The sequence below is a fragment of the Leifsonia stereocauli genome, assembly GCF_038432415.1.
Taxonomy (GTDB): domain Bacteria; phylum Actinomycetota; class Actinomycetes; order Actinomycetales; family Microbacteriaceae; genus Orlajensenia; species Orlajensenia stereocauli.
The window spans coordinates 94890-120158 of record NZ_JBCAUN010000002.1 but is presented as its reverse complement, the minus strand read 5'-3'; the positions used below and the strand labels follow the sequence as shown (position 1 = coordinate 120158).

The window sequence follows — 25269 nt, the reverse complement described above, 5'->3', positions numbered from 1 at the left end:
CCGTCGACTCCGTCCGACCGCTCACGGGATGGGGAGGGCCGGCATCCCGCCGCCCGCGCAGCAGTTTCGGTTGCTCAGGGCGCTACATCCCAGCCGAAAGTGCTGCGCGAGCGAGCGCGCTAGTGGAGCACCGTCACCGTCGCCGCCAGCTTCGGATCGCTCACGTAGACGAGGTAGCCGTTGGCGTAGACGAACCCACCATCGACGTCCGGCGCACCCTGATCGGGCAGGGCGATGAAGCCGGGGTAACTCGCGTCGTCCTCGGTGGCGCCCTGCGCGATGAGGTCGCCGCGCTTCGCCTGCCAGAGGGCCTCGGGGATGGCGACGAAACCGCCTTGGAGGTCGGGGCTGCCGTCGGGGCTGGTCCAGGCGCACCAGGTGCCGCCGGCCGCTGCGGCCTCCGCCATGACGTCGGGCCACGTCGACAGGGGGTTCGGAACATAGCCCTCCGCGGCCAGCCCCGCTGTCTGCTCCTCGGTGAGGAACGTCTCGCAGCCCGGTGCGGAGATGGGCGTCTCGGCCGAGGGCGCCGCCTGGTCGCGCGGGGCGACCGCGCTGGGCGACGAGGTCGTGGAGCCGAAGGTGGGCGTGGGATTCGCGGTTCCGGATGCGGCATCCGATGGCCCCGCGGATCCTCCGCTGCACCCGCTGAGGGCGAGCGCGGTGGCGAGGGCCACGGCGGTGAGCGCGGCGAGTGCGGCGGGGGCGAGAGGCGTCCGGGTCGGCATGGCGCCATCGTAGGCAGCGACGGTGACGATTGGCAGGGAATGGGATCGATCGTCGCGCAAGCGATATCAGGGCGAGATCCGATCGACACGCGATCCACGCTCATTCAGCCGGCCTGGCCCCTCCGCGCAACCGTCGGGGGCCGGGAAATCGACTGATGGTCAGGGGTTAGGCAGCCTCGGAAGCTGGGAGTTGAGTGGGTTCGACTCAACTTTGGCGTCTTCAGCTTGACACCCTTTGGCCCCGGTGGAACACTTGAGTCATCAAGGCTCAAGTCTTGATGGACAGACTTCGGATCGCTCTCACGAGCCTGCCGAAGGGCAGGCCGGAAGGCCGAACCACAGGCCGCGGCACCATCGCGGCAGAAGGAGAAACACACATGTCACGTGCAGTAGGTATCGACCTCGGAACCACCAACTCGGTCGTCAGCGTCCTCGAGGGTGGCGAGCCCAAGGTCATCGCGAACGCCGAGGGCTTCCGCACCACCCCGTCGGTGGTCGCGTACACGAAGGACGGCGAGGTGCTCGTCGGCGAGACCGCCAAGCGCCAGGCCGTGACCAACGTCGACCGCACCATCTCCAGTGTGAAGCGCCACATGGGCACCGACTGGAAGACCGACATCGACGGCAAGAAGTACACCGCGCAGGAGATCTCCTCGCGCATCCTCTCCAAGCTCAAGCGCGATGCAGAGCAGTACCTCGGTGACACGGTGACGGATGCCGTCATCACCGTTCCCGCCTACTTCAACGACGCCGAGCGCCAGGCCACGAAGGAGGCCGGCGAGATCGCAGGCCTCAACGTGCTGCGCATCATCAACGAGCCGACCGCCGCCGCCCTGGCCTACGGCCTCGACCGCGGCAAGGAGGACGAGCTCATCCTCGTCTTCGACCTCGGTGGTGGAACCTTCGACGTCTCCCTCCTCGAGGTGGGCAAGGACGACGACTTCTCGACCATCCAGGTGCGCTCGACCGCCGGTGACAACCGCCTCGGCGGAGACGACTGGGACCAGCGGATCGTCGACTGGCTGATCAAGCGCTTCAAGGACTCGACCGGTGTCGACGTCTCGAACGACAAGATCGCGAAGCAGCGTCTCAAGGAGGCGGCGGAGCAGGCCAAGAAGGAGCTCAGCTCCTCCATGAAGGCCAGCATCCAGCTGCCCTACCTCTCGCTCACCGAGAACGGCCCGGCCAACCTCGACGAGACGCTCACCCGCGCCGAGTTCGAGAACATGACCAGCGACCTGCTCGACCGCACGAAGAAGCCCTTCGAGGACGTCATCCGTGAGGCCGGCGTGAAGCTCGACGAGATCGCGCACGTCGTGCTCGTCGGTGGCTCGACCCGCATGCCCGCCGTCTCCGACCTCGTGAAGAAGGAGACCGGCCAGGAGCCCAACAAGGGCGTCAACCCCGACGAGGTCGTCGCCGTCGGCGCAGCCCTCCAGGCCGGCGTCCTCAAGGGCGAGCGCAAGGATGTCCTGCTCATCGACGTCACCCCCCTCAGCCTCGGCATCGAGACCAAGGGCGGCATCATGACCAAGCTCATCGAGCGCAACACGGCCATCCCGACCAAGCGCAGCGAGACCTTCACCACGGCAGACGACAACCAGCCGTCCGTGGCCATCCAGGTCTTCCAGGGTGAGCGCGAGTTCACCCGCGACAACAAGCCGCTCGGCACCTTCGAGCTCACCGGCATCGCGCCGGCTCCCCGGGGTGTTCCGCAGGTCGAGGTCACCTTCGACATCGATGCCAACGGCATCGTGCACGTGTCAGCCAAGGACAAGGGCACCGGCACCGAGCAGTCGATGACCATCACGGGCGGCTCCTCGCTGCCCAAGGAGGACATCGAGCGCATGGTGCGCGAGGCCGAGGAGAACGCGGCAGAGGACAAGAAGCGTCGCGAGTCGGCCGAGACCCGCAACTCCGCCGAGCAGCTCGTCTACTCGATCGAGAAGCTCATCAAGGACAACGAGGACAAGCTCCCCGAAGACGTCAAGACCGAGGTGCAGGGCGACGTCGACGCACTCAAGAGTGCTCTCGCCGGCGACGACGACGAGGCCGTGAAGACCGCGTTCGACAAGCTCAACGCATCGCAGGGCAAGCTCGGCGAGGCCATCTACTCGCAGTCGCAGGCTGCACCGGATGCCGCTCCCAGCGCCGAAGCCGAGGAGCCTGCGGCATCCGATGAGGATGTCGTGGACGCCGAGGTCGTCGACGACGAGGAGCAGAAGTAACCATGGCCGACGATCGGGACAACGAGAACACGGCTCCTGAGCCTGCGAACGACGGCCCCGAGCAGCCAGAGACCGACGGGGCGTCCGCACAGGACGCCCCCGAGGCTGGACTGTCGGATGTGGACGTCGAGGACGGCTTCGAGGGCCCTGACGTCGAGACCAGCCTGTCGGATGCCGACCTGAGCTTCCTCTCGGGTCAGTCCTCCGCCGAGGAACTCGCGGAGCAGCACCTCACCGACCTCAAGCGGGTCACCGCCGAGTACGCGAACTACCGCAAGCGCACCGACGCGAACCGCGAGGTCGAGCGCGAGCGCTCGATGGGCGAGGTCGTCAAGATCCTGCTTCCGGTGCTCGACGACCTCGACCGTGCCGAGAAGCACGGGGACCTCGAGGGGGAGACGCCGTTTTCGACCATCGCGTCGAAGCTGCGCGCATCCGTCGAGCGACTCGGACTCACGCCGTTCGGAACCGTCGGCGACCTGTTCGACCCGAACATCCACGAGGCGATCTTCCAGCAGCCGACCGACGAGGTGGAGACTGACACCGTCGCCGACGTCGTCGAGACCGGCTACTACCTGGGTTCCTCCATGCTTCGCGCGGCCAAGGTCGTCGTGAAGGTTCCGGCCTAGGCCCCGAACCCTCAGAAGGGAGCCAGATGGCCAGCCAGGACTGGTTCGACAAGGACTTCTACAAGGTTCTCGGCGTCTCGAAGGATGTGACGCAGGCCGACCTCAAGAAGACCTACCGCAAGCTCGCTCGCAAGTACCACCCCGATTCCAACCCGGGGAACGCGGCAGCCGAGGCGAAGTTCAAGGAGATCAGCGAGGCCAACTCGGTGCTCTCCGACCCCGAGCAGCGCAAGGAGTACGACGCCGTGCGTGCCATGGGCGGCGGTGCTCGCTTCACGGCGGGCGGCGCCGGTGGCCAGGGCGGCTTCGAGGATGTCTTCGGCGGCATGTTCGGCGGTGGAGCGCGCGGTCAGCAGTCCAGTCAGCAGACGCAGTTCGACGATCTGCTCGGCGGCATGTTCGGCGGTCAGGGCGGGCGGTTCGGGCAGTCGAGCGGTGGCTATCGCGGCTTCGGCGGTCCGACTCCCGGTCGCGATGTCTCGGCATCGACGACGCTCGACTTCCAGACGGCTGTGACCGGCGAGACCATCACGCTGCAGACCTCGGCCGGACGCGAGATCAAGGTGAAGATCCCGGCTGGAGTCTCCGATGGGCAGAAGATCCGGTTGCGCGGCAAGGGCGAGCCATCGCCTGACGGCGGAACACCCGGTGACCTCATCCTCACCGTGGCCGTGCGCAAGCACCCCGTCTTCGAGCGCGACGGTCTCAACCTGCGCGTGACAGTGCCGGTGACCTTCGTGGAGGCCGCTCTCGGCGCCACCATCGAGGTGCCGACGCTCACGGGCGAGACGGTGAAGCTGCGCGTGACCCCGGGTACGCCCGGCGGCCGCGTGCTGCGGGTCAAGGGTCGCGGCGTCTCCACGACGAAGGGCACGGGCGACCTGCTCGCCGTCGTGCAGATCGCCGTGCCGTCGCACCTCTCGAAGGAGGCGCAGGAGGCCGTCGAGGCTCTCGCTGCAGCCCTCCCCTCCGAGAACCCGCGAGACGAACTGCTGGCGCGAGCCCGCGGTTGACGGACAGTGGGGTCTGCGGATGAATGAGCACAGCGCCATCTTCGGCATCTCGGTCGCGGCCGAGCTCGCCGGGATGCATCCGCAGACCTTGCGCCAGTACGACAGGCTCGGTCTCGTGTCTCCGTCGCGCACGACGGGCCAGTCGCGCCGCTACTCGATGCACGACGTCGTGCAGCTGCGCGAGGTCGCCCGGCTGAGCGCCGAGGGAGTGAGCCTCGAGGGCATCAAGCGCGTGCTCGACCTGGAGAACCAGGTCGTCACCCTCACCAAGCGCGTGCACGAGCTCGAGGCGGCGCTCGCCGACGAATTGCTGCAGCGTCCGGGCCGCCGGGTGTTCGCGGCAGGTTCAAAGGGCGACGTCATCTCGCTCAAGGCGGGCACCCGCGTGCGCCGATCGACCCAGCTCGTGGTCTGGCGGCCGCTGGATCACGAGTGACCTTCGCTCGCTGAGGACCGAGCGAAGCGACCGTCCGAAGCGTCGCGACCTGCTGCGCTTCGACCGCGCGCTTCGCGCGGGCCTCAGCGAGCGTAGCCTTGGCACATGTTCGAGTTCGAGTCCCTCCGCCGGTTCCCCGACGTCGAGGCGCCGAACCTGTTCGCCTCAGACGCGGCCGACAGGCTCATCATCGACGAGGCTGGCCCGGCGCTGCTCGATGCGGAGCCTGCATCCGTCGTCGTCATCGGCGATGACTACGGAGCTCTGACCCTTGGTGCTGCTGCGCTCTACGAGGTGACCGGGATCCGCACCCACCAGGACGACCTCTCAGGCGAACTGGCGCTGGCCGGCAACGCCGCTGCCACCGACCTCGCCGAGGTCTACACCTCCCATGCGCTCGACGAGAAGCTGTTGACCGGCGCCTCCATCGTGCTGCTGCGCCTTCCGCGTGGCCTCGACGCCCTCGATGAGATCGCCGAGGCCATCGCGCGCTTCGCCGCCCCCGACGTACGGGTGGTCGCCGGCGGTCGCCTCAAGCACATGACCCCGGCGCAGAACGAGGTGCTGCTGCGCCACTTCGGCCGTGTCGACGTGAGCCTCGCGCGCCAGAAGTCGCGTGTGCTGCTCGCCACCGAGCCACGGCAGCGTGCCGCCGATGGAGCACCAGCCACCCCGAGCTGGCCGCGACGCAGCCACGACGACGCCCTCGACCTGGAGATCGTGGCTCACGCGGCCGCCTTCGCCGGGGCATCCGTCGACATGGGGGCACGGATGCTGCTGGGCCACCTCGGTCAGGCAGCTCCGGATGCCGCAGGCGTGATCGACCTCGGATGCGGCACCGGGGTGCTCGGCACGGTGTTGGCGCTCCGCCGCCCCGACATCCGCGTGCTCGCCACCGACCAGTCCTCCGCCGCTGTGGCGTCGGCCCGCGAGACGGCCGAGGCGAACGGCGTCGGCGATCGCGTGAGCGTTGTGCGTGACGACGGGCTCAGCACACAGGCCGACGCCAGCGCCGAGTTCATCGTGCTCAACCCCCCGTTCCACATCGGTGCGACCGTGCACACGGGCCTGGCGCACAAGCTGTTCGCCGACGCCGGTCGCGTGCTGGCGCCGGGCGGCGAACTCTGGACGGTCTGGAACACCCACCTCGGGTATCGCTCGGCGCTCACCAGGCTGGTCGGCCCGACGCGTCAGGTGGCGCGCAACGACAAGTTCACGGTGACGGTGTCGACGCGCCTGTAGATCCGGTCGCGCGGGCCGCGTCGGTTCGTGTCGGAACGGCATCCGTGGCGTCATCTCGGCCCAGCCTCCAGAGCTCGTGCACAGTCCAGCCGAGCAGCACGACCAGCAGCAAGTTGCGCACCCCGAGCACCGACGCCGCCCACGGGTTCAGGTCGATGAGCTCGAGGTAGAACAGCGGGAAGACCAGGGTGGTGGCCGCCGCGATGACCGTGAGCAGGATGGCCGGAGCCCGCCAGGCCCGCCCGAGCTGCGAGATGCCGACCACCACGATGGGCGCGAGCCACAGCATGTACTGGGGTGATCCGACCTTGTCGAACACGATGAACGCCGTCGCGAGGGCGAGGGCTCCCGTGAGCAGCAGGCGCGAGGCGTCGGCGCCCCCGCGGCGTCGGTGCGCCCAGCCGATCAGTATCGCGATCACGGCGACGGCGGCCAGCATCACGCCGGTGCCGTTCTCCATGATCCAGATGTCGCCCGGCCCGCTCACCTCGCGGGTCTCGAGCGCCCAGTCCTGGTAGACCTCGGCACCAGGAACGTGGACGATGGCCATCCACAGCCACGGAGTTCCGAGCACGGACTCGAGCTGGAGATGGCGGCTGCCCTGCGTCGTGAGGAAGCTCGTGACGTGCCAGAGTCCGCCGGCAGCAACGGCGATCGCGATGATGGCGAACGAGGTGAGCGCCGCCGACAGCGCGATGACCCGGCGCCGTCCCGAGGAGATGACGGCGGCGAGCAGCACGGCCGCCGGCCACACCTTGATCCACGCGGCCGCGGCGAGCAGCGCCGCCGCGAAGCGGGGCCGTGTGCCCAGCAGCACGAGTGCCACGATCACCATCGGCCCCGTGAAGCCCTCGAGTCGCAGCAGTGCCACGGGGCTGAGAAGCAGCAGGGTGCCGAGCCACCACCACGCCGCCGGGTAGGCGCTGCGTCGCCTGCCGGCATCCGTCAGCACCCAGAGGGAGACGCCGTTCGCCGCTGTGAGCAGCAGGAACCAGACGAGTTGGTACGCCCCGGCGCCGAAAATCGCCGGCAGGACGACGGGCGCGAGGGCGCCGACCGGGTAGACCCAGTCGCTGTCGATGCCGACCCAGACCCCGTGATCGATCACGTGCATCGCCCACTGGCGGTAGAGCGGGAGATCGCCTGCGACGGAACCGGCGAGCATGAGCGGTAGCAGCCAGGCGAGGAACGCGAGGTGCAGCGCCACGAATGCGATCACCAGGGCACGGCGGGATCGCAGCAGGCGTCGGGTGCACATCCGCCACCGGATGCCGCGAGCCGAGCTGAGGAGGTCGGCGGGGCGCAGGGCTGTGGCGGGCACCTGCGCACGCTATTCCCGGACTCTGAGCGCTGGTCGCGCGTCTGCTTGGGAATTCCTATGACGCGCGAGCGGATGCGGCGCCTCGCCGTTCGTGGGACGCTTGACGGGATGCCCGACACACTGGAACAGATGGACACCCGCCTCGAGGGGCAGCTGCGTGATGCCCTCGCGACGCCATGGGTGACGATCGTCTGGAACGACCCGGTCAACCTGATGAACTACGTCGCGTTCGTGTTCCGCAGCTACTTCGGCTACTCCGCGGCCGAGGCCGATCGCCTCATGCTGCTGGTGCACAACGAGGGCCGCGCCACGGTGGCCAGCGGCAATCGCGAGCAGATGGAGCGGCACGTGGCGGCCATGCACGGCTACGGGCTGCAGGCATCCGTCGCCCGGGAAGACGCATGACGAGCGTGCAGTTGACGGATGCCGGTCGCATCCGCATCGACTTCGAGCCCGACGAGGCCACCATGCTGGCCGATCTCGCGGGCCAGATCGCCGACCTGATCACGGATGCCCCGCATGACAGCGCGTTCACGCGGCTGTTCCCGCCGGCCTATCGCGACGACTCGGCAGCGGCTGCCGAGTTCGAGCGCTTCGAGCGCGCCGGCCTCGCAGAGGGCAAGGTGAATGCCGCGCGAACAGTGCACGCTGCTGCATCCGTCGGCGAACTCGATCCCGGCGAGATCGTGGAGGTCGAACTCGACGACGACGACGTCTGGCCGTGGCTCACCCACCTCACCGATGTGCGCAGCGTGCTCGCCGACAGGCTCGGCATCGAGGACGACGACAGCGAGATCGAGCCCGATGAGGAGCTGCTCACCCTGCTGCCGCTCTACGACTGGCTCGGCTGGCTGCAGGGTGCGATCATCGCCGCCCTGGAGTCGATCGAGGGCGGCGAGGGCGGCGCGCCCGACTAGCCCTCGCGGCGCGTCAGCACGAAGACCGGGATGACCCTGTCGGTCTTGGTCTGGTAGTTCGCGTAGTCGGGCCAGGCGGCCACCGAGCGCTCCCACCAGGTCGCGTACTCGTCGCCCGAGATCTCACGGGCGTCGTAGTCGTGCTTCTCGGCACCGTCCTGCAGTTCGACGTGCGGGTCGGCCTTGAGGTTGTAGTACCAGACCGGGTGCTTGGGGGCGCCGCCCAGCGAGGCGACGACGGCGTACTCCCCGTCGTGCTCGACGCGCATGAGCGGGGTCTTGCGCAGCTTGCCCGACTTGGCTCCGCGGCTCGTGAGCACGATGATCGGCTTGCCGCGCATGGTGTTGTGCTTCTCACCGTTCGAGGCCTCGAAACCCTCGACCTGCTTGCGCGCGAAGTCGGCGCTTCCGTGCTCGTATTCGCCCTCGAGCGGCATCCGTCGTCCCCTGTTCGTTGAGAGTGCTTCACATCCACCCTGCCACCTCGTGGCGGAGCATCCGACTCGCCAGTACTGTCGAGACTGGTCGCGGACGCGCGCCGTTCGCCGAAGGGACACCATGCAGAAGCCGCTCGTGGGTCTGAACCGCGGCAACATCGTGCGCGAGCTGACGGCGGGCGTCACTCTGCTGGCCATCGCGATCCCGTTGAACATCGGTTATGCGCAGATCGCCGGGCTGCCGCCGACAGCCGGGCTCTACGCGCTGGTGCTGCCTGCCGTGGTCTACGCGCTGACAGTGTCGTCGCGGCAGTTGGTCGCGTCTCCGGATGCCGCAGCAGCGGCACTCGTCGCATCGTCGATCGGCGGACTCGCCGTGGCCGGCAGCGCCGACTACCTCACGCTCGCCCTGGCTCAGGCGATCCTCTGCGGCATGATGTTCCTCGCGCTCGCCTGGTTGAAGCTCGGGTTCCTCGCCAACTTCCTGTCGAAGCCGATCCTCGTGGGCTTCGTCGGTGGCCTCGCCCTCGACATCCTGATCAGCCAGATCGCCAAGATGCTCGGCGTGAAGATCGATTCCGGCGGCGAGTTCGTCGACAAGGTCGTCGGGCTCGTGACCGGCCTCGGAACCGTCAACGGGTGGTCGGTGCTCATCTCGGTGCTCGCACTCGCCGTGCTCATCCTCGGCAAGCGCTTCGCCCGTGCCGTGCCGTGGGCACTCGTCGTGCTCATCGTCGCGACTGTCGCCGTGGTCGTCGGTGGCCTCGATGACGCAGGCGTCGCCGTGCTCGGCGCCGTGGAGGCGGGGCCGCCGGTGCTCACCTGGCCGGTCATCGACTGGACCATGTGGCTGGCGCTGATCCCGTCGGCGATGGCTCTCACCCTCGTGACGACGGCGGAGGGCCTGCTCGTCTCACGTTCCTACGGTGAGAAGCGCCATTACGCCACGTCCCCGAACCGCGATCTGTTCGCCCTCGGCCTCGGCAACGTCGCATCAGGCGCAACGGGTGGCTTCTCCGTCGGCTCGTCGACCTCGCGCACCGCCGCCATGGACCAGGCAGGGTCCCGCACGCAGCTCCCGTCGCTCGTGATGGCGGCCGGAACCCTGCTGCTGCTCATCTTCGGCACGGCGCTGCTTGCCGACATCCCGTCGCCTGCCATCGGCGCCATCGTGGCGTTCGCCGTCGTCCCGCTCCTCGGCATCCGCGAGTTCCGCGCCCTCTGGAAGGTCGACCGCTTCGAGTTCGCCATCGGTGCCGTGTGCTTCCTCGTGACGCTCTTCATCGGCTCGATCCCCGGCATCCTCGTCGCTTTCGTGTTGGCCCTCATCAACATCGCCCAGCGTGCATCGCACCCGGCCATCGACGTGCTCGCCGCAAACGACAATCCCACCGACTCCCTGCTCGACGAGGCTCCGACGGGCGCAGTCACGGCCCCGGGCGTGATCGTGGTGCGCCTCGCGGCTCCGCTCTTCTTCGCCAACGGCTCGGTCTTCGCCGACGCCGTCAAGACGGCCGTCTCGGCGGCGCCGAGCGGGACCGTGCACCACCTCGTGGTCGACATGGAAGCCGTCACTGATGTGGACGTCACGGGTGCCGAGGCCTTCGAGGCGCTCTCGGAGTGGCTCGACGCCCAGCACGTCGAGCTCGCCTTCAGTCGAATGCGGCCCGACGCGCACGCGCGGCTCGTGAAGCTCGGCATCCTGAAGCAGGAGCAGGTCTTCGAGACCAACCGCGCGGCCATAGCGGCCCTCGCCGACGCAGTGCAATAGCGTCGAGATCAGTGGGTCCGGCGCTCGCCGGCACTCGCACGGCTGACGGAGGCAACACGCATGGGCAGTGTCATCGGGGACGTCCTCCCGCTCGCTCTCGGAATCGCGATCAGCCCGATCCCGATCATCGCGGCCATCCTCATGCTGCTCTCGCCGAAGGCCAAGGGCACCAGCATCGGCTTCCTGCTCGGCTGGGTGCTCGGCATCATCGTGGCCGTCGTGCTCTTCGAGCTGCTCTCCTCGATCATCCCCGCGAGCGATCCGGATGCCGCCAAGCCCGTCGCGGGAGTCATCAAGCTGCTCCTCGGACTGGGCCTGCTCTTCCTGGCCTGGCGCCAGTGGAGTTCGCGTCCGGCAGCCGGTGCGGAACCCGCGCTGCCCAAGTGGATGGCGGCCATCGACACGATGACCACCACGCGCGGCTTCATCCTCGGCTTCGTGCTCGCAGCTGTGAACCCCAAGAACCTGCTCATGGCGGCCGGTGCCGGCGTCGTGATCGGCACAGCCGGCCTCGAGACCGGCGAGATCGTCGTCGTGACCGCGATCTTCGTGATCATCGCAGCCATCTCCGTGGCGCTGCCGGTCATCGCCTACCTCGCCGCATCGTCGAAGATGGCGGCTCCGTTGGAGTCGTTGCGCGGCTGGCTGGTGCACAACAACGCGACCGTAATGGCCGTGCTGCTCCTCGTGATCGGCGTCGTGATGATCGGCAAGGGGATCGGCAGCTTCTAGGAGCGGCATCCGCGAGTCCGTCACTGAAAGTCCCGATCGTGGGCTAAATAACTCGCCCCTCGTGGAATACCTTGCGCCGCGATAAAGTTGATACAAGCAGACTCAACTTATGGATTGGAACTGCCATGGCGAACATGCAAGGCGCGCCGAGCTCCCAGGAGGAGCAGAAGTCGGCGTTGGAACAGTACGGCATCGACCTCACGGCCATCGCGGCGGCCGGCAAGCTCGACCCCGTGATCGGGCGGGATGCCGAGATCCGGCGCGTCAGCCAGGTGTTGACGCGACGCACCAAGAACAACCCCGTGCTCATCGGCGAGCCCGGCGTCGGCAAGACGGCGGTCGTCGAAGGCCTCGCCCAGCGCATCGTCGCGGGCGACGTCGCCGAGTCGCTGAAGAACAAGAGGCTCGTCTCGCTCGATATCTCGGCGCTCGTCGCCGGCGCGATGTACCGCGGCCAGTTCGAGGAGCGGCTGAAGGCCGTGCTCAAGGAGATCAACGAGGCCGAAGGGCAGATCATCACCTTCGTCGACGAACTGCACCTGCTCATGGGCGCCGGTGGCGGAGAGGGCTCGGTCGCGGCGTCCAACATGCTCAAGCCCATGCTGGCGCGCGGCGAGCTGCGCCTCATCGGTGCGACGACGCTCAACGAGTACCGCGAGTACATCGAGAAGGACGCCGCTCTCGAGCGCCGCTTCCAGCAGGTCTACGTGGGCGAGCCATCGGTGGAGGACACGGTGGCGATCCTGCGCGGGCTCAAGGGCCGCTACGAGGCTCACCACGGAGTGACGATCACGGATGCCGCCCTGGTCGCCGCGGCATCCCTCAGCAATCGCTACATCTCGGCCAGGCAGCTGCCCGACAAGGCCATCGACCTGGTCGACGAGGCGATGAGCCGGCTCAAGATGGAGATCGACTCGTCGCCCGTGGAGATCGACCAGCTCAAGCGTTCGGTCGATCGCATGCGCATCGAGGAACTCGCGCTCAAGAAGGAGAAGGACGACGCCTCGAAGGCACGTCTTGCCAAGCTGCGCGACGAACTCCTGGAGAAGGAGCGCGAGCTGCTCGTGCTCGAGGAGCGCTGGACTCGCGAGCGCGCATCGCTCACCAGGGTCGGCGACCTCAAGAAGAAGCTCGACGAGGCCCACACGGCCCGCGACCGCGCTATGCGCGAGGCGAACTACGCCGAGGCATCGCGCCTCGAGTACACGACCATCAAGGAGCTGCAGGAGCACCTGGTCGCCGCCGAACAGGCCGAGAGCGCGCCGGGCGAGGACCGCATGGTCAACGAGCAGGTGACCGAGGAGGACATCGCCGCCGTGATCGCGGCGTGGACCGGCATCCCCGTCGGCCGCCTGCTGCAGGGCGAGACCGAGAAGCTTCTGCGCCTCGAGGCCGAGCTGGGAAGACGACTCATCGGGCAGAAGCCCGCCGTGGCTGCGGTGGCGGATGCCGTCCGCCGATCGCGCGCCGGCATCAGCGACCCGAACCGCCCCACGGGATCGTTCCTGTTCCTCGGGCCGACGGGCGTCGGCAAGACCGAGCTCGCCAAGGCCCTCGCCGACTTCCTGTTCGACGACGAGCGCGCCATGGTGCGCATCGACATGTCGGAGTACGGCGAGAAGCACAGCGTCTCCAGGCTCGTCGGCGCTCCTCCCGGCTACATCGGCTACGAGCAGGGCGGCCAGCTCACCGAGGCCGTTCGACGTCGGCCGTACTCGGTCATCCTGCTCGACGAGGTCGAGAAGGCACATCCGGAGGTCTTCGACATCCTGCTCCAGGTGCTCGACGACGGCAGGCTCACCGACGGCCAGGGTCGCACGGTCGACTTCCGCAACGTGATCCTGGTGCTGACGTCGAATCTCGGGTCGCAGATCCTCGTCGACCCCTCCATTGAGTGGGCCGACAAGGAGCGCGCCGTGCAGCAGTTGGTGCGGCAGGCCTTCAAGCCCGAGTTCGTGAACCGCCTCGACGACATCGTGGTGTTCTCGGCCCTGTCGGAGGGTGAGCTGGCCGAGATCGTGAACCTCTACATCGACAGGCTGTCGACGAGGCTGGGCGAGCGTCGCCTGCAGTTGGGTGTGACTCCGGATGCCCGGGCCTGGCTGGCCGAGCGGGGGTACGACCCGATCTACGGAGCTCGGCCGCTCCGCCGCCTCATGCAGCACGAGATCGACGACAGGCTCGCCCGGGCGCTGCTCGGCGGGGTCATCCGCGACGGGGACAGCGTGCTGGTCGGCCTCGCCGACGACGGTGAGGCGCTGACGGTGGAGCGCGCGGAGGCTTAGGCGGAGTCTCCCGCGCTGCCGCCGTGTGAAGGCAATCCGGGCTCCGTATGAAGGCGACGTGGCGGAGATCCGCGTCACGGAGCGGACACCGGCGTGCGGATGCCTTCACACGGCGGCGCGGGGGGTCAGTCGCCGACGCGCTCGTCGTCCGTCGTCGGCGACGGTTGTTGCTCGGTGACTCCGTTCGCGGTCGCCGGGATGCTTCGCTCGAGCACTGCCGCGAGCACGCAGATTCCGGCGCAGCCGGCGACCATGAGCGCGATGTACCAGCCGCCCAGGTCGGCGTCGAGCAGAAGCCCGGCTGCCACCGGGCCCGCGATGGCGCCGCCCTGGAACGCGGCCGAGTTGACCGCGTTGTACCGGCCGCGGGTGCGGTCGGTCGCGAGGTCGTTGTACACGGCGGGGACGGTCGGCTGCAGGAGCGTCTCGCCGAAGGCGAAGATTCCCATGAAGGCGAGCACCCCGACGGCGGAGGCGAGTGAGTCGGGGAGCAGGCCCGTGGCACCGAGCACCAGCCACGAGCCCGCCCACACCGCGGCCATGACCTGCATGGCGCGCGTGCGACGGCGACCGGTGAGGCGTTTCAGCACGGCGAACTGGAGGAACACGATCACGGCGGTGTTCACGGCGAAGGCGAACCCGATCACCTGGGTCGAAACTCCGGACACCTGTCTGGCGAACGCGGGGAAGCCCGCCTCCATCTGGCCGTAGCCGATGAAGACGGCGACGAAGGTGAGCAGGGTCAGCCAGCGGATGGCGGGCTGTCGGAGGATCTCCCTGTACCCGCCGCTCGGGGCGTCGTCGTCATCCGAGGTGGTCTGAGTGCTCACGCGGCGCAGCGGTCCGAGCAGCAGTGCCATGGGGATGAGCGAGCTCGCGGCGTCGACGAGGAAGATCGTGACGAAGGTGTCCGGGTTCTGCACATCGACGAAGAAGCCGCCGACGATGCCGCCGACCCCGATGCCGAGATTCACGAGGGCGAAGTTCACACCGAAGTACTGCTGGCGCAGGTCGCCCTGGACGACTGTCGCGATGAGTGCGTTGATGCCCGGCCAGGAGACGCCGAAGTTCACGCCTATGAGCACGAGTGCTATGGCGGCCACCGCGGGATCCGTCGAGAACGCGAGCAGGGTGCATCCGGCGATCATCGACGTCAGGCCGAACAGCAGCACGATCCTCGCGCCGTAGCGGTCGATGAGAGTTCCACCCGGTCCCGTGACGATGAGCCCGGTGAGGGCGATGAGGCTCATCAGCCCGCCCGAGAGCCCCAGGTCGAAGCCGCGCACCTCGTGCAGGTAGATGATCGTGAACGGCAGTGTCAGGCCCCGCCCGAAGGTCGAGATCGCCACCGTCGACAGCAACCACCGCCCCGCCGTGGGCAGGGCGCGCCAGAATTCCGCGATGCCGCTCATCCGGAGAGTCTTGCGGACGCCACCGACATCGCGCCACCTGAGGATGGCTCGGGGCATCCGCCGCCCCGCGATGTCGACGGCATCCGTCAGCCTGGCATCCCGAGGCCTGCGCGAGGCCTGCGCAGGAGGCATAGGCTCGAGGCATGCTGGCTACCCTCATCTACGGTGAACGTGACATCCGAGTCGAAGAGGTCGCAGACCCCGTGCTCTCCACCGGCGCCGACGCGATCGTGCGCGTCGTGGCCTCGTGCGTGTGCGGCTCGGACCTCTGGCCCTACCGCGGCGTGACGCCGACCGACGAACCCCACCGCATCGGTCACGAGTTCGTCGGCATCGTGGAGCAGGTGGGTCCGGATGTCGCCAGGATCAAGCCGGGCGACTTCGTGATCGCTCCGTTCTACGTCTGCGACGGCACCTGCGTGAACTGCCTCAACGGTGTGAGCACCTCCTGCCTCCAGGGCGGTTGGTGGGGCGGCGACGACAAGGTCGGCGGTTTCGCCGATGGCGGCCAGGGCGAGCGCGTCCGCATCCCCCTCGCCGACGGAACCCTCTTCGCGCTCGAAGAGCAGCCCGACGACGCACTCATCCCCAGCCTGCTCACCCTCAGCGACGTGTTCGGCACCGGCCACCACGCTGCGGTGTCGGCCGGCGTCGGCCCCGGATCCGTCGTGGCAGTCGTGGGTGACGGAGCCGTCGGCCTCTGCGCCATCCTCGCGGCGAAGCGACTCGGCGCGACCACGATCATCGCGATGTCGCGGCACGCGGACCGTCAGGCCATCGCGCGCGAGTTCGGCGCCACCCACATCGTGGAGGAGCGGGGTGGCGACGGCGTGAAGGCGGTCAAGGCGCTCACCGGCGGTATCGGTGCCGATCAGGTGCTCGAGTGCGTCGGCACCAAGGAGTCGATGGACCAGGCGCTGCGGTCGACCCGCCCCGGCGGCATGGTCGGCTACGTCGGCGTTCCGAACGGCGGACCCGAGCTGCCGGTGCGCAGCATGTTCGGCCGCAACGTCGGCGTGAACGGCGGCGTCGCCCCGGTGCGCGGCTACATCGCCGAACTGCTGCCCGACGTGCTCTCGGGCAAGGTCAACCCGGGCCTGGTGTTCGACCTCACCCTTCCGTTGACGGATGCCGCAGAGGCCTACGCCGCGATGGACGAGCGCCGCGCCACGAAGGTGATGCTGCGCCCATGAGCTTCTACGACGACCTGCTCGCACAGGAGAACGAACTGCAGTTCACCGCGTTCACGCACGACGACGCGTGGACGCTGGGCAGCGGCATCCGGGCCGCCGCGCATGACGGCGCGCTGCCGGTGGCCATCGCCGTGTGGTTCGGGCCCCAGCGGGTGTTCCACGCAGCCCTGCCCGGAGCGAACGCCGACAACGACGCCTGGCTCGAGCGCAAGTACCGCGTGGTGCAGCGCTACGGACGCGCGTCGATGGCCGTCGGGGAGATGTTCCGCGAGGGCGGCAAGAACTTCGACGTCGACTCACGGCTCGACCCGACGGAGTTCGCGGCGCATGGCGGTGTCGTGCCGATCAGCATCCGGAACGCCGGGATCATCGGCGCCGTCGGAGTCTCGGGCCTGCCCCAGCGCGACGACCACGCGCTCGTGGTGGAGCACCTGCGGAAGCTGCTGGCGGCACAACAGCACTAGCGCGCGCGGGAGCCATCGGGACCCTGTCCAATGCCGAACTGCCCACTTCCGCTAGTGGCGCGGGCGCCGGACTAGCGGAAGTGGGCAGTTCGAGGGCAGCGCCGGGGCGCGGGTGCAGGTGCGGGTGGGACCTACGCCGACTTCAGCACGATCTCGTCGAGCGACAGGCGCGTGCGGGGAGCGACCTCGCGCTCGCGCAGCACGTCGGGGAGCGATGCGGCGTCGCCGAGCACGCCCAGGGCCGTGACCGAGACGATCTCGTAGCGCTCGTCGAGGCCGAGGGCCTCGTGCAGTGCGGCGATCTCGATGCCGCCCATCTGGTGGGTGTGCAGGCCCTCGTGCTGCGCCTGCACGGTGAGGTGCGCGACGGCCTGACCGAGGTCGTAGCGCGCGAAGTGACGCGGCTTTCCCTCGGGGTCGACGGTCTCCGCGATGTTCACGATGAGCACGGCGGCCGAGTCGGCCCAGGTCTTGTTGAAGCCCATGAGGTTGTCGTGAATCGTGGTGAACACGTCGCTGCCACGGGTGGCCACGACGAAGCGCCACGGCTGAACGTTGTTGGCCGAGGGGGCCCAGCGCGCGGCCTCGAGGATGGAGTGCAGGGCGGCGGGGTCGACGACCGCGGTGGGGTCGTAGGCGCGTGGGCTCCAGCGCTCGACGAGCGGCGTGATGAGAGCGGCGGTGGTGTCGGCGTGACGTGAGGTGTCGGTGATGAGAGTCATCGGGAGCACAGCTTTCCAGTGGATGCGAATAGGCCGGGGCGACGCTGTCCCTCGCTCTACAACATCACACGTCGCTGCTTATTCCATGAGTGCGCATAGAAGTGGCCGAGACTACGCGGTGGTCTCCCGCGCGATCGCCGCGACGAAGGCGTCGATGTCGGCCTCGGTGGTGTCGAAGCCGCACATCCAGCGCACCTCGTTCTTCGCCGCGTCCCAGTCGTAGAACCTGAACGACGAGCGCAGCCTGTCGGCGACGCCGTCGGGGAGGATGGCGAACACGCCGTTGGCCTCCGTCGCCTGCGAGAACGAGACGCCGCGGATGCTGCCGTCGGCCACGCCGGCCTCGATCGAGGAGCGCAGGCGTGCCGCCATGGCGTTGGCCCGCGAGGCGTTGCGGTGCCAGAGGTCGCCCTCGAGCAGGGCGATCAGCTGCGCCGAGATGAAGCGCATCTTCGAGGCGAGCTGCATGTTCATCTTGCGGAGGTAGATCAGCCCATCGGATGCCGCCGGCTCGAGGACGACGATGGCCTCGCCGAACATCAGGCCGTTCTTGGTGCCGCCGAAGCTCAGCATGTCGACTCCGGCGTCCCGGGTGAAGGCGCGGAACGGCTGGTCGAGGGCGGCGGCGGCGTTGGAGAGGCGCGCGCCGTCCATGTGCAGCTTCATCCCGTGGATGTGGGTGTACTCGGCGATGGCCGCGATCTCGTCGACCGAGTAGAGCGTGCCGAGCTCTGTCGACTGCGTGATCGACACGGCGAGCGGCTGTGCGCGGTGCTCGTCACCCCAGCCCCAGGCCTGCTGGGCGATGAGCTCGGGGGTGAGCTTGCCGTCAGGGGTGTCGACGGTGAGCAGCTTGATGCCGCCGATGCGCTCGGGGGCCGCGTTCTCGTCGGTGTTGATGTGCGCCGTCGACGCGCAGACCACGGCGCCCCATCGGGGCAGCATCGACTGCAGTGCGTTGACGTTCGCGCCCGTGCCGTTGAAGACCGGGAACGCCTGCACGCCCGCGCCGAAGTGCTGGGCGAAGACCTCCTGCAGTCGCTCCGTGTAGACGTCTTCGCCGTAGGAGATCTGGTGGCCGCCGTTCGCGGCGGCCATGGCCTCGAGGATCTCGGGGTGCACGCCCGAGTAGTTGTCGGAGGCGAAGCCGCGGGTGGTCGGGTCGTGGAGCGTTTCAGTCACCCGTCCATCCTCCCATCGACGTCGAGCGCCTCGTGACTGGGTACGCTACAGAGCAGCGCCCGGCGGCGCAGACATGAGGCGGATGATGGCGACGGATGCAGGAACGCGTCGTCGTTCGCGCGCCGACACCGCCCGCGCCATCGAGGGCGCGGCGATTGCGCTGGTGCTCGCGCACGGCTACGCCGACGTGACGGTGGACATGATCTGCGAGGCCGCGAGAGTCTCGCAGCGCACCTTCTTCAACTACTTCAAGACCAAGGATGCCGCCCTGCTGGGCAACGCGCTGCCCGAGATCAACGCGGAGCGTGCTCGCGTCTTCGCGGATTCCGCGGGGCCGTTCCTCGCCGAGGCCATCGGCCTGATCAGCGTCGACACCGAGTTCGTGTTCGACGATGAGAAGCTCTTCGCCGACCGCATCCGGGCGATCTCCTCCCACCCCGAGCTGCTCGCCCGCCAGATGGAACGGCTCGCGGGCATCGAGACGGAGCTGCGCCAACTCATCGGCGCGAGGCTCGAGCGCCAGCATCCGGAGCTCGAAGCAGCCGACCGGGCCCTGCAGACCGACTTCATCACCAACATCGTTGCCGGAGCCATGCGGTTCCTCGGTCAGGCGATCGCCCGCTCGATCGAGAGCGGCGAACCGCCCCTCGACCAGGCCCAGCTCGGCAGGCTCATCGCCGACGTGCTGCCGCGGCTGGGATGACGGCCGGATCCCCCCGGATCCGGCCGTCGGCTCAGCCCTTGATCGCCTCGGCCAGCTTCACGCGGCCGCCCATCTTGAGCAGCGAGTTGGAGTAGACGCGCTCGCCGATCCAGAGCACCACCGCCGTCGTGGCGAGCAGGATGCCGAGTGACAGGAACGGCTCCCACCATTCCGCCTGTCCGAGGAAGATGCGCATGGGCATCCCCACCGGAGCCGAGAACGGCACGTAGCTCATGATGGCGAGCACTGTCGCGTTGTCGTTGAAGAAGATGACCAGGAAGTACGGGATCATCACGAGCATGGTCACGGGCGAGGTGACGCTGCCCACGTCCTCAGCCCGGGAGACGAGGGCCGCTGTCGCCGCGAACAGGGCGGCGAGCATGACGAAGCCGACGAGGAAGAACACCACGAACCAGATCACCGATTCGCCGAGGCCGCCGATGAGCACGCGTTGGCCCGTGACCATCAGGCCGCCGATGGCGATGACCGCTATCGCCACGATCTGGCCTATGGCCAGCACGCTGTTGCCGATCACCTTGCCGGCGAGCAGGGCGCGCACGGGAACCGTCGACAGCAGGATCTCGACCACGCGGGTCTGCTTCTCCTCCACGACGCTCTGCGCGATGGTGGAGCCGAAGGTGATGGCCGACATGAAGAACACGAGGCCGAAGCCGAGGGCCACGATGTAGGTGAGCAGCGGGTCGGGGGCGTCAGGGTCGAGCAGTTCGACTCCGGGCGCGATGCTCAGGGTCGAGACGACGGTGTTGGGGATGGAGTCGTAGCCGATGACCGTGACTCCGGTGCCGCCGGATCCCGGCACGATGATGGCCTCGATCTCGCCGTCGCGCAGCATCTCCTCGGCGGCGGCGCGGTCGCTGGCCGGCACCACCTCGAGGTCGGTCTCTCCCACGACCTGTTCCGCGGAGCCGATCACGGCCACCTTCGGTGCCGACTGGTTCGCGCTCGCGATGCTGCCGAATACCACCGATGCGAGCACGGCCAGCATGAGGATTCCCGTTGAGATGAGGAACGCCTTGCTGCGCAGCCGCATCCGGATCTCGCGGCCGGCGACGAGGGCGACGCTCGATCCGAGCGAGGGTGCGGTGTAGTCGCTGGTGTTCATGGTGGTGCTGCGGGTGGTGCTCATCGCACGACCTCCTTGAAGATCTGGGCCAGGGTGACCTTCTGGCGACCGAAGCTGACGACCTCGCCGTGCGCCAGCGCTTCACGCAGCACGGCCTGGTGGGCGGCATCCGTCTCGGCCTCGAACAGGGCGTAGCCGCCGTCGAACTCGATCACGCGGATGCCGGGGAGGGAACGCAGCCACCCGACGTCGCTGTCGAGCAGCAACTCGTAGGTGGCCGGCGCGTGGATGTCGCGCAGTTCGGTGCGCGGGCCGGCGGCACGGATGCGGCCCTCGGAGATGATCACGAGGTCGTCGCAGAGCCGCTCGACGATGTCGAGCTGGTGCGAGGAGAACAGCACGGGCGCGCCCTGGCCGGCGTAGTCGGTGAGCACGGCCTGCACGGCCTCGACGGCGATCGGGTCGAGGCCGGAGAAGGGCTCATCGAGCACGAGCACGTCGGGGTGGTGCACGAGTGCGGCAGCGATCTGCGCACGCTGCTGGTTGCCGAGTGACAGGCTCTCGACGGTGTCGTCGATGCGCTCGGCGAGCCCGAGTCGTTCGAGCAGGTCGAGGGCGTTGCGGCGAGCGGATGCCGGATTCCAGCCGTGCAGCCGCCCGAAGTAGACGATCTGCTCGAGCACCTTCATCTTCGGGTAGAGGCCGCGTTCCTCGGGCATGTAGCCGAAGCGGCGCCTGTCCACCGCGGTGAGCGGCGACCCGTCGGAGGTGACGGAGCCGGCGTCGGCCCCGAGCACACCCAGGATGATGCGCATGGCCGTGGTCTTGCCGGCGCCGTTGCCGCCGACGAAGCCCGTCATGCGGCCGTCGCCGACGGAGAAGCTCACGTCGTCGAGAGCCGTGCGTTCGCCGTAGCGCTTGGTGATATTCCTCAGTTCGAGCATGGCTCCACGCTACGGATGCCACAGGCTCTTCGGCATCCGCCGCTCGGGTGGTTCTCCGCGTGGATCTGATCGCGGTCTCACCCGAGCGACGGATGCCGTGCCCGAAGCTCTCGCTACTCCACGAGCTCCCGCAGACGCTGGTCGAGCACGTCGAACCCGCTCTCCCAGCCGTCGTAGATGTTGTCATCGCCCGGCTGGCCATCGACGCCGCGCACGGTGAACGTCATCTCCGTCTGCCGGCCGTCGTCACCGTGCTCGGCCAACTCGACCGTGAGCAGCGGCTGGGCTTCGCCGGGCCGAGCCGGGTCGCCCCAGGTGAAGACGAGTCGCTCGGGCTCGACCACCTCCAGGTACTCGCCGGAGGTGGGGTACTCGCTGCCATCGGGCGCGACCATCGTGTAGCGGAACGATCCGCCGACGCGGGCGTCGATCTCGACGGTCTCGCGCGGAGTCTCGAGGCCACGCGGATGCCACCAGAAGGCGGCCTCGTCGGGGTCGGTCCACGCGCGCCAGATGTCGGCGCGCGGTGCGTCGAAGACGTGGACGATGGTGAAGTGCTTCGTGCTCGTGGCGAGTGTCTCGACCATGGTGTTCTCCTTCTCCTAGTGGTCCTGCTGGTGGTCCTGCTTCTGCTGCTTGAGGTCTCGAAGGCGCTCGTCGAGCAGCTCGAAGCGCTCGGTCCAGAGCGCCCGGTGCTCGTCGATCCACGCCGACACGTCGTCCAAGGGCTCCGTGCGTATCGTGCACGTGCGCCACTGGGCCCGGGCATTGCGATCGATGAGCCCGGCCGACTCGAGCACGCGGAGGTGCTGCGACACGGCGGGGCGGCTCATGGCGAAAGGCTCGGCGAGCTCACCCGCGGTGGCCTCGCCGCTCGACAGGCGCGAGAGGATCGCACGTCTAGTCGGATCGGCGAGGGCGTGGAACACCAGGCTCAGCTCGTCAGTCGCCGTTCCGGTCATGTAAGCATCTCCTTAATTAATGATGTGCTTAAACATAAGGCGGATGCCGCCGCTCGTCAAGAGTGAAACCGTTCGCTGAGGCCCGGACGCAGTCCGCGGGCGAGGCGAGCTGCAGTCGCGGAGTCCCCGACGGCGCTTCAGCTGCGACTTCGTCGGGCCCCAGCGAACGGCGGGAGCGCTACTCCGCCGGACGCACCACGCCGTTCTCGTAGGCGTAGACGACGGCGTGCACCCGGTCGCGAAGACCGAGCTTCTGCAGCACCTTCGACACGTGCGTCTTCACGGTGGCCTCGCCCACGAAGATGCGGGCCGCGATCTCGGCGTTCGAGAGTCCCTCCGCGAGCAGCACCAGCACCTCCTGCTCACGGTCGGTGAGCGGAGTGCTTGCTGGTGCCGACGGCAGTGGCGGCGTCGGAACCTGCGTCTGCGTCTCGGCCTGCGTCTGGGGCTGGGGCTGCTCCAGATCCGGCAGTCGGGCCGACGCGCCGACGCTCCCGAACGCTGCGATCACCCGTCTGGTCACTGCCGGTGAGAGCAGCGCCTCGCCGCGTGCGATCACCTGCACGGCCTCGATGAGGTCCTCAGGCGTCGAGTTCTTGAGAAGGAACCCACTGGCTCCGGCTCGCAGCGCCGTGAACAGGTAGTCCTCGCGGTTGAATGTCGTGAGCACCAGCACGGCGGAGTGCAGAGCGGCATCCGTCGTGATGATGCGGGTGGCCTCGAGGCCGTCCATGCCGGGCATCTGCACGTCCATGCACACGACATCGGGGCGCAGCTCGCGCGTGCGCTCGATGGCCTCCTCGCCGGATGCAGCCTCTCCCACCACCTCGATGCCGGGCTCCGAGGCGAGGATGGTGCGGAACCCGCCCCGAACCAGCGCCTGGTCGTCGACGATCAGTACCCGGATCATGCGGTGCCCTCGGGTCCGGATGCCGCAGCCTCGGACGCAGCACCCGCGCCCGCTCCCAGCGGGAACCTCGCCCGCACCAGCCAGCCTCCCCGACTGCGGGGACCCGCCTCCACGACCCCGCCGACGGCATCCACTCGCTCCAGCATGCCGACGAGGCCGAGACCGGATCCCGTCCGCCCGCGCACGTGCGCGCGCCCGGCGGCGCTCGACGTTCCCGTATTGGCGACCTCGAGCTCGAGGGCGTCGTCGAGGTAGCGCAGTCTCACGTCGGCTGTCGCGCCTGCACCCGCGTGCTTGCGAGCGTTCGTGAGCGCTTCCTGCGTGATGCGGTAGGCGGTCAGTTCGACCGTCGCCGGCACCGCGCGCTCGGCGCCGACCACGGTGAACGTGGCGGGCAGGCCGGCCGTCGTCGCCTCGCCGACGAGCGCGGGCAGTTGGGCCAGCCCGTGAGTGCTGGCGGCATCCGTCATCGCGACGGCCCCGGTGTCGAGGCTGTCGTCGCGGAGGGTGCCGAGCAGCCGGTGCAGCTCGTCGACGGCGGAACGCGCGCTGTCCTCGATGGCGCTGAGTGCTGCGGATGCCGCATGCGGATCGGTCGCGACGACGCGGCGAGCTGCTCCAGCCTGAACCCCCATCACCGAGACGTGGTGGGCGACGACGTCGTGCAGCTCGCGGGCTATGCGCACGCGTTCCAGGGCTACGGCCTGAGCTTCGGCGCGGGCACGGGCACCGGCGAGTTCGGCTGTGCGCTGCGAGAGGGCGGCGCGCTCCCGGGCCGCGCGGTAGGCCGAGTCGCCGAAGTACCAGGCTCCCCAGAAGAACAGCAGGTTGGTGAAGATCTGGATGGCCCCGAAGGCGATGTAGGGCGACATGAAGCCGTCGCCGTCCGTGGACCGATCGAGGTCGGGCAGGTAGTCCTGCACGGCCGAGAAGAAGATGAGCTGCCAGAACAGCCAGGCGAACATGCCCACCACGATCGCTCCGCGCGTGATGTTGGCGAGCAGGCGGCTGCGCCCCCACGCCCCTACCGTGTAGACGGCGATGAAGAGCACGATCTGGCTGATCAGGAGCTCAGCGACCTGGCCGATCACCCCGGCGGCGTAGACGACGCTCACCACGACGGCCATGATCTCGGGGAAGCGGCGACGGGCGGCGATCGGCAGGGTCATGCCGGCCGCCCACAGCAGCGCGAGCCACCAGGGCTCTTCGGCGTAGGTTCCGGTGGCCCTGTAGAAGAGGAGGCTCACCGCACTGCCGACCAGCAGCACGAGCGCGAGGATCGCGTCGTTGCGGTAGCCGTGGGCGTCGGGCCCGGGGCGCACCCATTCGACCCCGTCGACGACGGCGGGCGCGGCGGGCGCAGCAGAGCTCATGCCATCACGCTAGCGAAACGGCGAGGGGGTGCCATCCGTCGCACGGGGGAGACGGCGGTTCGGCCGCGACCTCGTCGGGCCTCAGCGAGCGGGTCCGTCGCGGACTCAGCGACTGGCGGCGCGCGCCTCCGGCGCCGGCAGCACGTACTTGAGCAGCAGCCAGGTCGCCAGTGCGGTGATGACCCACACGATGACGGTCGCGAGGATCCACGCGAAGACGCCGTCGAAGCTGAGCCCGTCGGTGAACAGAGACGCCACCAGCAGCGCGATGAAGGTCGACAGCAGGCCGGCGATGCCCGCGATCACCGGAGCCTGCCGCGTCGTCAGCTTGCGCACGAGCCATTCGAGGCCTGCCTGCACCAGGGCGAACACCACGATGGCGACGAAGAATCCGGCGGTGTGCAGGTGGAACTCGGGGATGATCAGGGAGGCCACAAGCAGGCCGAGGGCCGCGCTCCCGAGGAAGATCGCCGCACGGATGAGGATTCGCACCATGGGATGACGGTAGCGGTTCGACGCCCGCGTGCGCTACGCAGTCTCGGCCCCGTGGCGCGTCCGAGTCCCGGGTCGCCCGAGCTCCC

The 25269-nt window shown here is 68.6% G+C and carries 26 protein-coding genes; 13 read left to right on the top strand and 13 right to left on the bottom strand.

Annotated elements, in window-relative coordinates:
• Nucleotides 1-119 precede the first annotated feature (119 nt).
• Complete coding sequence (locus AADV74_RS09435) at nucleotides 120-728, bottom strand: hypothetical protein (protein ID WP_342113384.1); 609 nt, start codon at nucleotides 726-728, stop codon at nucleotides 120-122.
• Between the two features lie 377 nt (nucleotides 729-1105).
• On the opposite strand from AADV74_RS09435, the gene dnaK reads away from it, so the two are divergent.
• The 5 genes from dnaK to AADV74_RS09410 all read left to right on the top strand — a co-directional run bounded on the left by dnaK (nucleotide 1106) and on the right by AADV74_RS09410 (nucleotide 6276).
• A complete protein-coding gene (dnaK, locus tag AADV74_RS09430) occupies nucleotides 1106-2956 on the top strand; it encodes a molecular chaperone DnaK (protein WP_342113380.1) in 1851 nt (616 codons plus the stop codon).
• Nucleotides 2957-2958: 2 nt separating this feature from the next.
• On the top strand, nucleotides 2959-3585 hold the full coding sequence (locus AADV74_RS09425) for a nucleotide exchange factor GrpE (RefSeq protein WP_342113377.1): 627 nt from the start codon (nucleotides 2959-2961) through the stop codon (nucleotides 3583-3585).
• Nucleotides 3586-3611: 26 nt separating this feature from the next.
• Nucleotides 3612-4598 (top strand): DnaJ C-terminal domain-containing protein, encoded by a 987-nt coding sequence (locus AADV74_RS09420; RefSeq protein ID WP_342113374.1) that lies wholly within the window; start codon nucleotides 3612-3614, stop codon nucleotides 4596-4598.
• A gap of 19 nt (nucleotides 4599-4617) precedes the next feature.
• A complete protein-coding gene (locus tag AADV74_RS09415) occupies nucleotides 4618-5034 on the top strand; it encodes a heat shock protein transcriptional repressor HspR (protein ID WP_342113371.1) in 417 nt (138 codons plus the stop codon).
• A 105-nt stretch (nucleotides 5035-5139) separates the two neighbouring features.
• Nucleotides 5140-6276: a class I SAM-dependent methyltransferase gene (locus AADV74_RS09410; protein WP_342113369.1), complete on the top strand. Its 1137-nt coding sequence runs from the start codon at nucleotides 5140-5142 to the stop codon at nucleotides 6274-6276.
• Here AADV74_RS09410 and AADV74_RS09405 read toward each other — a convergent pair.
• A complete protein-coding gene (locus AADV74_RS09405; RefSeq protein WP_342113366.1) occupies nucleotides 6248-7597 on the bottom strand; it encodes a hypothetical protein in 1350 nt (449 codons plus the stop codon). The two genes, AADV74_RS09410 and AADV74_RS09405, sit on opposite strands and share 29 nt — an antisense overlap.
• Before the next feature lie 108 nt (nucleotides 7598-7705).
• On the opposite strand from AADV74_RS09405, the gene clpS reads away from it, so the two are divergent.
• Both clpS and AADV74_RS09395 read left to right on the top strand, forming a co-directional pair.
• Nucleotides 7706-8002 carry an ATP-dependent Clp protease adapter ClpS gene (clpS, locus tag AADV74_RS09400; protein WP_056170383.1) on the top strand — a complete coding sequence of 99 codons (297 nt, stop codon included), beginning with the start codon at nucleotides 7706-7708 and terminating at the stop codon, nucleotides 8000-8002.
• The gene (locus tag AADV74_RS09395) at nucleotides 7999-8514 is read left to right on the top strand and encodes a DUF2017 family protein (protein ID WP_342113360.1); all 516 of its coding nucleotides are present in this window, start codon (nucleotides 7999-8001) and stop codon (nucleotides 8512-8514) included. The genes clpS and AADV74_RS09395 overlap by 4 nt, the downstream gene beginning before the upstream one ends.
• Here the strand turns inward: AADV74_RS09395 and AADV74_RS09390 are convergent.
• Nucleotides 8511-8951 (bottom strand): nitroreductase family deazaflavin-dependent oxidoreductase, encoded by a 441-nt coding sequence (locus tag AADV74_RS09390; protein WP_342113359.1) that lies wholly within the window; start codon nucleotides 8949-8951, stop codon nucleotides 8511-8513. The two genes, AADV74_RS09395 and AADV74_RS09390, sit on opposite strands and share 4 nt — an antisense overlap.
• Before the next feature lie 121 nt (nucleotides 8952-9072).
• On the opposite strand from AADV74_RS09390, the gene AADV74_RS09385 reads away from it, so the two are divergent.
• The 3 genes from AADV74_RS09385 (at nucleotide 9073) to AADV74_RS09375 (ending at nucleotide 13739) form a co-directional block, all read left to right on the top strand.
• Nucleotides 9073-10722 (top strand): SulP family inorganic anion transporter, encoded by a 1650-nt coding sequence (locus AADV74_RS09385; RefSeq protein ID WP_342113357.1) that lies wholly within the window; start codon nucleotides 9073-9075, stop codon nucleotides 10720-10722.
• Nucleotides 10723-10782: 60 nt separating this feature from the next.
• Entirely contained in the window at nucleotides 10783-11454 is a 672-nt protein-coding gene (locus tag AADV74_RS09380; RefSeq protein ID WP_342113355.1) for a GAP family protein, read from the top strand.
• 125 nt (nucleotides 11455-11579) lie between these two features.
• Complete coding sequence (locus tag AADV74_RS09375) at nucleotides 11580-13739, top strand: ATP-dependent Clp protease ATP-binding subunit (protein ID WP_342113353.1); 2160 nt, start codon at nucleotides 11580-11582, stop codon at nucleotides 13737-13739.
• A 125-nt stretch (nucleotides 13740-13864) separates the two neighbouring features.
• On the opposite strand, the gene AADV74_RS09370 is transcribed toward AADV74_RS09375, so the two are convergent.
• Complete coding sequence (locus AADV74_RS09370; RefSeq protein ID WP_342113351.1) at nucleotides 13865-15151, bottom strand: MFS transporter; 1287 nt, start codon at nucleotides 15149-15151, stop codon at nucleotides 13865-13867.
• Between the two features lie 143 nt (nucleotides 15152-15294).
• Between AADV74_RS09370 and AADV74_RS09365 the strand changes: the two genes are divergently transcribed.
• Together AADV74_RS09365 and AADV74_RS09360 are read left to right on the top strand one after the other, a co-directional pair.
• Nucleotides 15295-16344 carry a zinc-dependent alcohol dehydrogenase family protein gene (locus AADV74_RS09365; protein WP_342113349.1) on the top strand — a complete coding sequence of 350 codons (1050 nt, stop codon included), beginning with the start codon at nucleotides 15295-15297 and terminating at the stop codon, nucleotides 16342-16344.
• The gene (locus AADV74_RS09360) at nucleotides 16341-16808 is read left to right on the top strand and encodes a heme-degrading domain-containing protein (protein ID WP_342113347.1); all 468 of its coding nucleotides are present in this window, start codon (nucleotides 16341-16343) and stop codon (nucleotides 16806-16808) included. Before AADV74_RS09365 ends, AADV74_RS09360 begins: the two co-directional genes overlap by 4 nt.
• Nucleotides 16809-16939: 131 nt before the next feature.
• On the opposite strand, the gene AADV74_RS09355 is transcribed toward AADV74_RS09360, so the two are convergent.
• Entirely contained in the window at nucleotides 16940-17530 is a 591-nt protein-coding gene (locus tag AADV74_RS09355) for a nitroreductase family protein (protein WP_342113345.1), read from the bottom strand.
• 111 nt (nucleotides 17531-17641) lie between these two features.
• Nucleotides 17642-18712, bottom strand: a complete 1071-nt coding sequence (locus AADV74_RS09350; RefSeq protein WP_342113343.1) for a threonine aldolase family protein — start codon at nucleotides 18710-18712, stop codon at nucleotides 17642-17644.
• 73 nt (nucleotides 18713-18785) lie between these two features.
• Between AADV74_RS09350 and AADV74_RS09345 the strand changes: the two genes are divergently transcribed.
• The gene (locus AADV74_RS09345; protein ID WP_342113341.1) at nucleotides 18786-19415 is read left to right on the top strand and encodes a TetR/AcrR family transcriptional regulator; all 630 of its coding nucleotides are present in this window, start codon (nucleotides 18786-18788) and stop codon (nucleotides 19413-19415) included.
• Between the two features lie 31 nt (nucleotides 19416-19446).
• On the opposite strand, the gene AADV74_RS09340 is transcribed toward AADV74_RS09345, so the two are convergent.
• From AADV74_RS09340 to AADV74_RS09310, 7 genes are all read right to left on the bottom strand, one after another.
• A complete protein-coding gene (locus AADV74_RS09340) occupies nucleotides 19447-20562 on the bottom strand; it encodes an ABC transporter permease (protein WP_342113339.1) in 1116 nt (371 codons plus the stop codon).
• Nucleotides 20559-21443 carry an ABC transporter ATP-binding protein gene (locus AADV74_RS09335; protein WP_342113337.1) on the bottom strand — a complete coding sequence of 295 codons (885 nt, stop codon included), beginning with the start codon at nucleotides 21441-21443 and terminating at the stop codon, nucleotides 20559-20561. The genes AADV74_RS09340 and AADV74_RS09335 overlap by 4 nt, the downstream gene beginning before the upstream one ends.
• A 113-nt stretch (nucleotides 21444-21556) precedes the next feature.
• A complete protein-coding gene (locus AADV74_RS09330; protein ID WP_342113335.1) occupies nucleotides 21557-22030 on the bottom strand; it encodes an SRPBCC family protein in 474 nt (157 codons plus the stop codon).
• Between the two features lie 15 nt (nucleotides 22031-22045).
• Nucleotides 22046-22405, bottom strand: coding sequence for an ArsR/SmtB family transcription factor (locus tag AADV74_RS09325; protein WP_342113333.1), 360 nt, complete (start codon nucleotides 22403-22405; stop codon nucleotides 22046-22048).
• 178 nt (nucleotides 22406-22583) lie between these two features.
• A complete protein-coding gene (locus tag AADV74_RS09320; RefSeq protein ID WP_342113331.1) occupies nucleotides 22584-23315 on the bottom strand; it encodes a response regulator in 732 nt (243 codons plus the stop codon).
• On the bottom strand, nucleotides 23312-24688 hold the full coding sequence (locus tag AADV74_RS09315; RefSeq protein WP_342113329.1) for a sensor histidine kinase: 1377 nt from the start codon (nucleotides 24686-24688) through the stop codon (nucleotides 23312-23314). Before AADV74_RS09315 ends, AADV74_RS09320 begins: the two co-directional genes overlap by 4 nt.
• 105 nt (nucleotides 24689-24793) lie before the next feature.
• Nucleotides 24794-25183, bottom strand: coding sequence for a phage holin family protein (locus tag AADV74_RS09310; RefSeq protein WP_342113327.1), 390 nt, complete (start codon nucleotides 25181-25183; stop codon nucleotides 24794-24796).
• Between the last annotated feature and the right edge of the window lie 86 nt (nucleotides 25184-25269).

Coding starts and splice junctions, on each gene's coding strand:
- AADV74_RS09435 (WP_342113384.1), bottom strand. CDS start 728: ATGCCGACCCGGACGCCTCTCGCCCCCGCCGCACTCGCCGCGCTCACC.
- dnaK (WP_342113380.1), top strand. CDS start 1,106: ATGTCACGTGCAGTAGGTATCGACCTCGGAACCACCAACTCGGTCGTC.
- AADV74_RS09425 (WP_342113377.1), top strand. CDS start 2,959: ATGGCCGACGATCGGGACAACGAGAACACGGCTCCTGAGCCTGCGAAC.
- AADV74_RS09420 (WP_342113374.1), top strand. CDS start 3,612: ATGGCCAGCCAGGACTGGTTCGACAAGGACTTCTACAAGGTTCTCGGC.
- AADV74_RS09415 (WP_342113371.1), top strand. CDS start 4,618: ATGAATGAGCACAGCGCCATCTTCGGCATCTCGGTCGCGGCCGAGCTC.
- AADV74_RS09410 (WP_342113369.1), top strand. CDS start 5,140: ATGTTCGAGTTCGAGTCCCTCCGCCGGTTCCCCGACGTCGAGGCGCCG.
- clpS (WP_056170383.1), top strand. CDS start 7,706: ATGCCCGACACACTGGAACAGATGGACACCCGCCTCGAGGGGCAGCTG.
- AADV74_RS09395 (WP_342113360.1), top strand. CDS start 7,999: ATGACGAGCGTGCAGTTGACGGATGCCGGTCGCATCCGCATCGACTTC.
- AADV74_RS09390 (WP_342113359.1), bottom strand. CDS start 8,951: ATGCCGCTCGAGGGCGAATACGAGCACGGAAGCGCCGACTTCGCGCGC.
- AADV74_RS09385 (WP_342113357.1), top strand. CDS start 9,073: ATGCAGAAGCCGCTCGTGGGTCTGAACCGCGGCAACATCGTGCGCGAG.
- AADV74_RS09380 (WP_342113355.1), top strand. CDS start 10,783: ATGGGCAGTGTCATCGGGGACGTCCTCCCGCTCGCTCTCGGAATCGCG.
- AADV74_RS09375 (WP_342113353.1), top strand. CDS start 11,580: ATGGCGAACATGCAAGGCGCGCCGAGCTCCCAGGAGGAGCAGAAGTCG.
- AADV74_RS09370 (WP_342113351.1), bottom strand. CDS start 15,151: ATGAGCGGCATCGCGGAATTCTGGCGCGCCCTGCCCACGGCGGGGCGG.
- AADV74_RS09365 (WP_342113349.1), top strand. CDS start 15,295: ATGCTGGCTACCCTCATCTACGGTGAACGTGACATCCGAGTCGAAGAG.
- AADV74_RS09360 (WP_342113347.1), top strand. CDS start 16,341: ATGAGCTTCTACGACGACCTGCTCGCACAGGAGAACGAACTGCAGTTC.
- AADV74_RS09355 (WP_342113345.1), bottom strand. CDS start 17,530: ATGACTCTCATCACCGACACCTCACGTCACGCCGACACCACCGCCGCT.
- AADV74_RS09345 (WP_342113341.1), top strand. CDS start 18,786: ATGAGGCGGATGATGGCGACGGATGCAGGAACGCGTCGTCGTTCGCGC.
- AADV74_RS09340 (WP_342113339.1), bottom strand. CDS start 20,562: ATGAGCACCACCCGCAGCACCACCATGAACACCAGCGACTACACCGCA.
- AADV74_RS09335 (WP_342113337.1), bottom strand. CDS start 21,443: ATGCTCGAACTGAGGAATATCACCAAGCGCTACGGCGAACGCACGGCT.
- AADV74_RS09330 (WP_342113335.1), bottom strand. CDS start 22,030: ATGGTCGAGACACTCGCCACGAGCACGAAGCACTTCACCATCGTCCAC.
- AADV74_RS09325 (WP_342113333.1), bottom strand. CDS start 22,405: ATGACCGGAACGGCGACTGACGAGCTGAGCCTGGTGTTCCACGCCCTC.
- AADV74_RS09320 (WP_342113331.1), bottom strand. CDS start 23,315: ATGATCCGGGTACTGATCGTCGACGACCAGGCGCTGGTTCGGGGCGGG.
- AADV74_RS09315 (WP_342113329.1), bottom strand. CDS start 24,688: ATGAGCTCTGCTGCGCCCGCCGCGCCCGCCGTCGTCGACGGGGTCGAA.
- AADV74_RS09310 (WP_342113327.1), bottom strand. CDS start 25,183: ATGGTGCGAATCCTCATCCGTGCGGCGATCTTCCTCGGGAGCGCGGCC.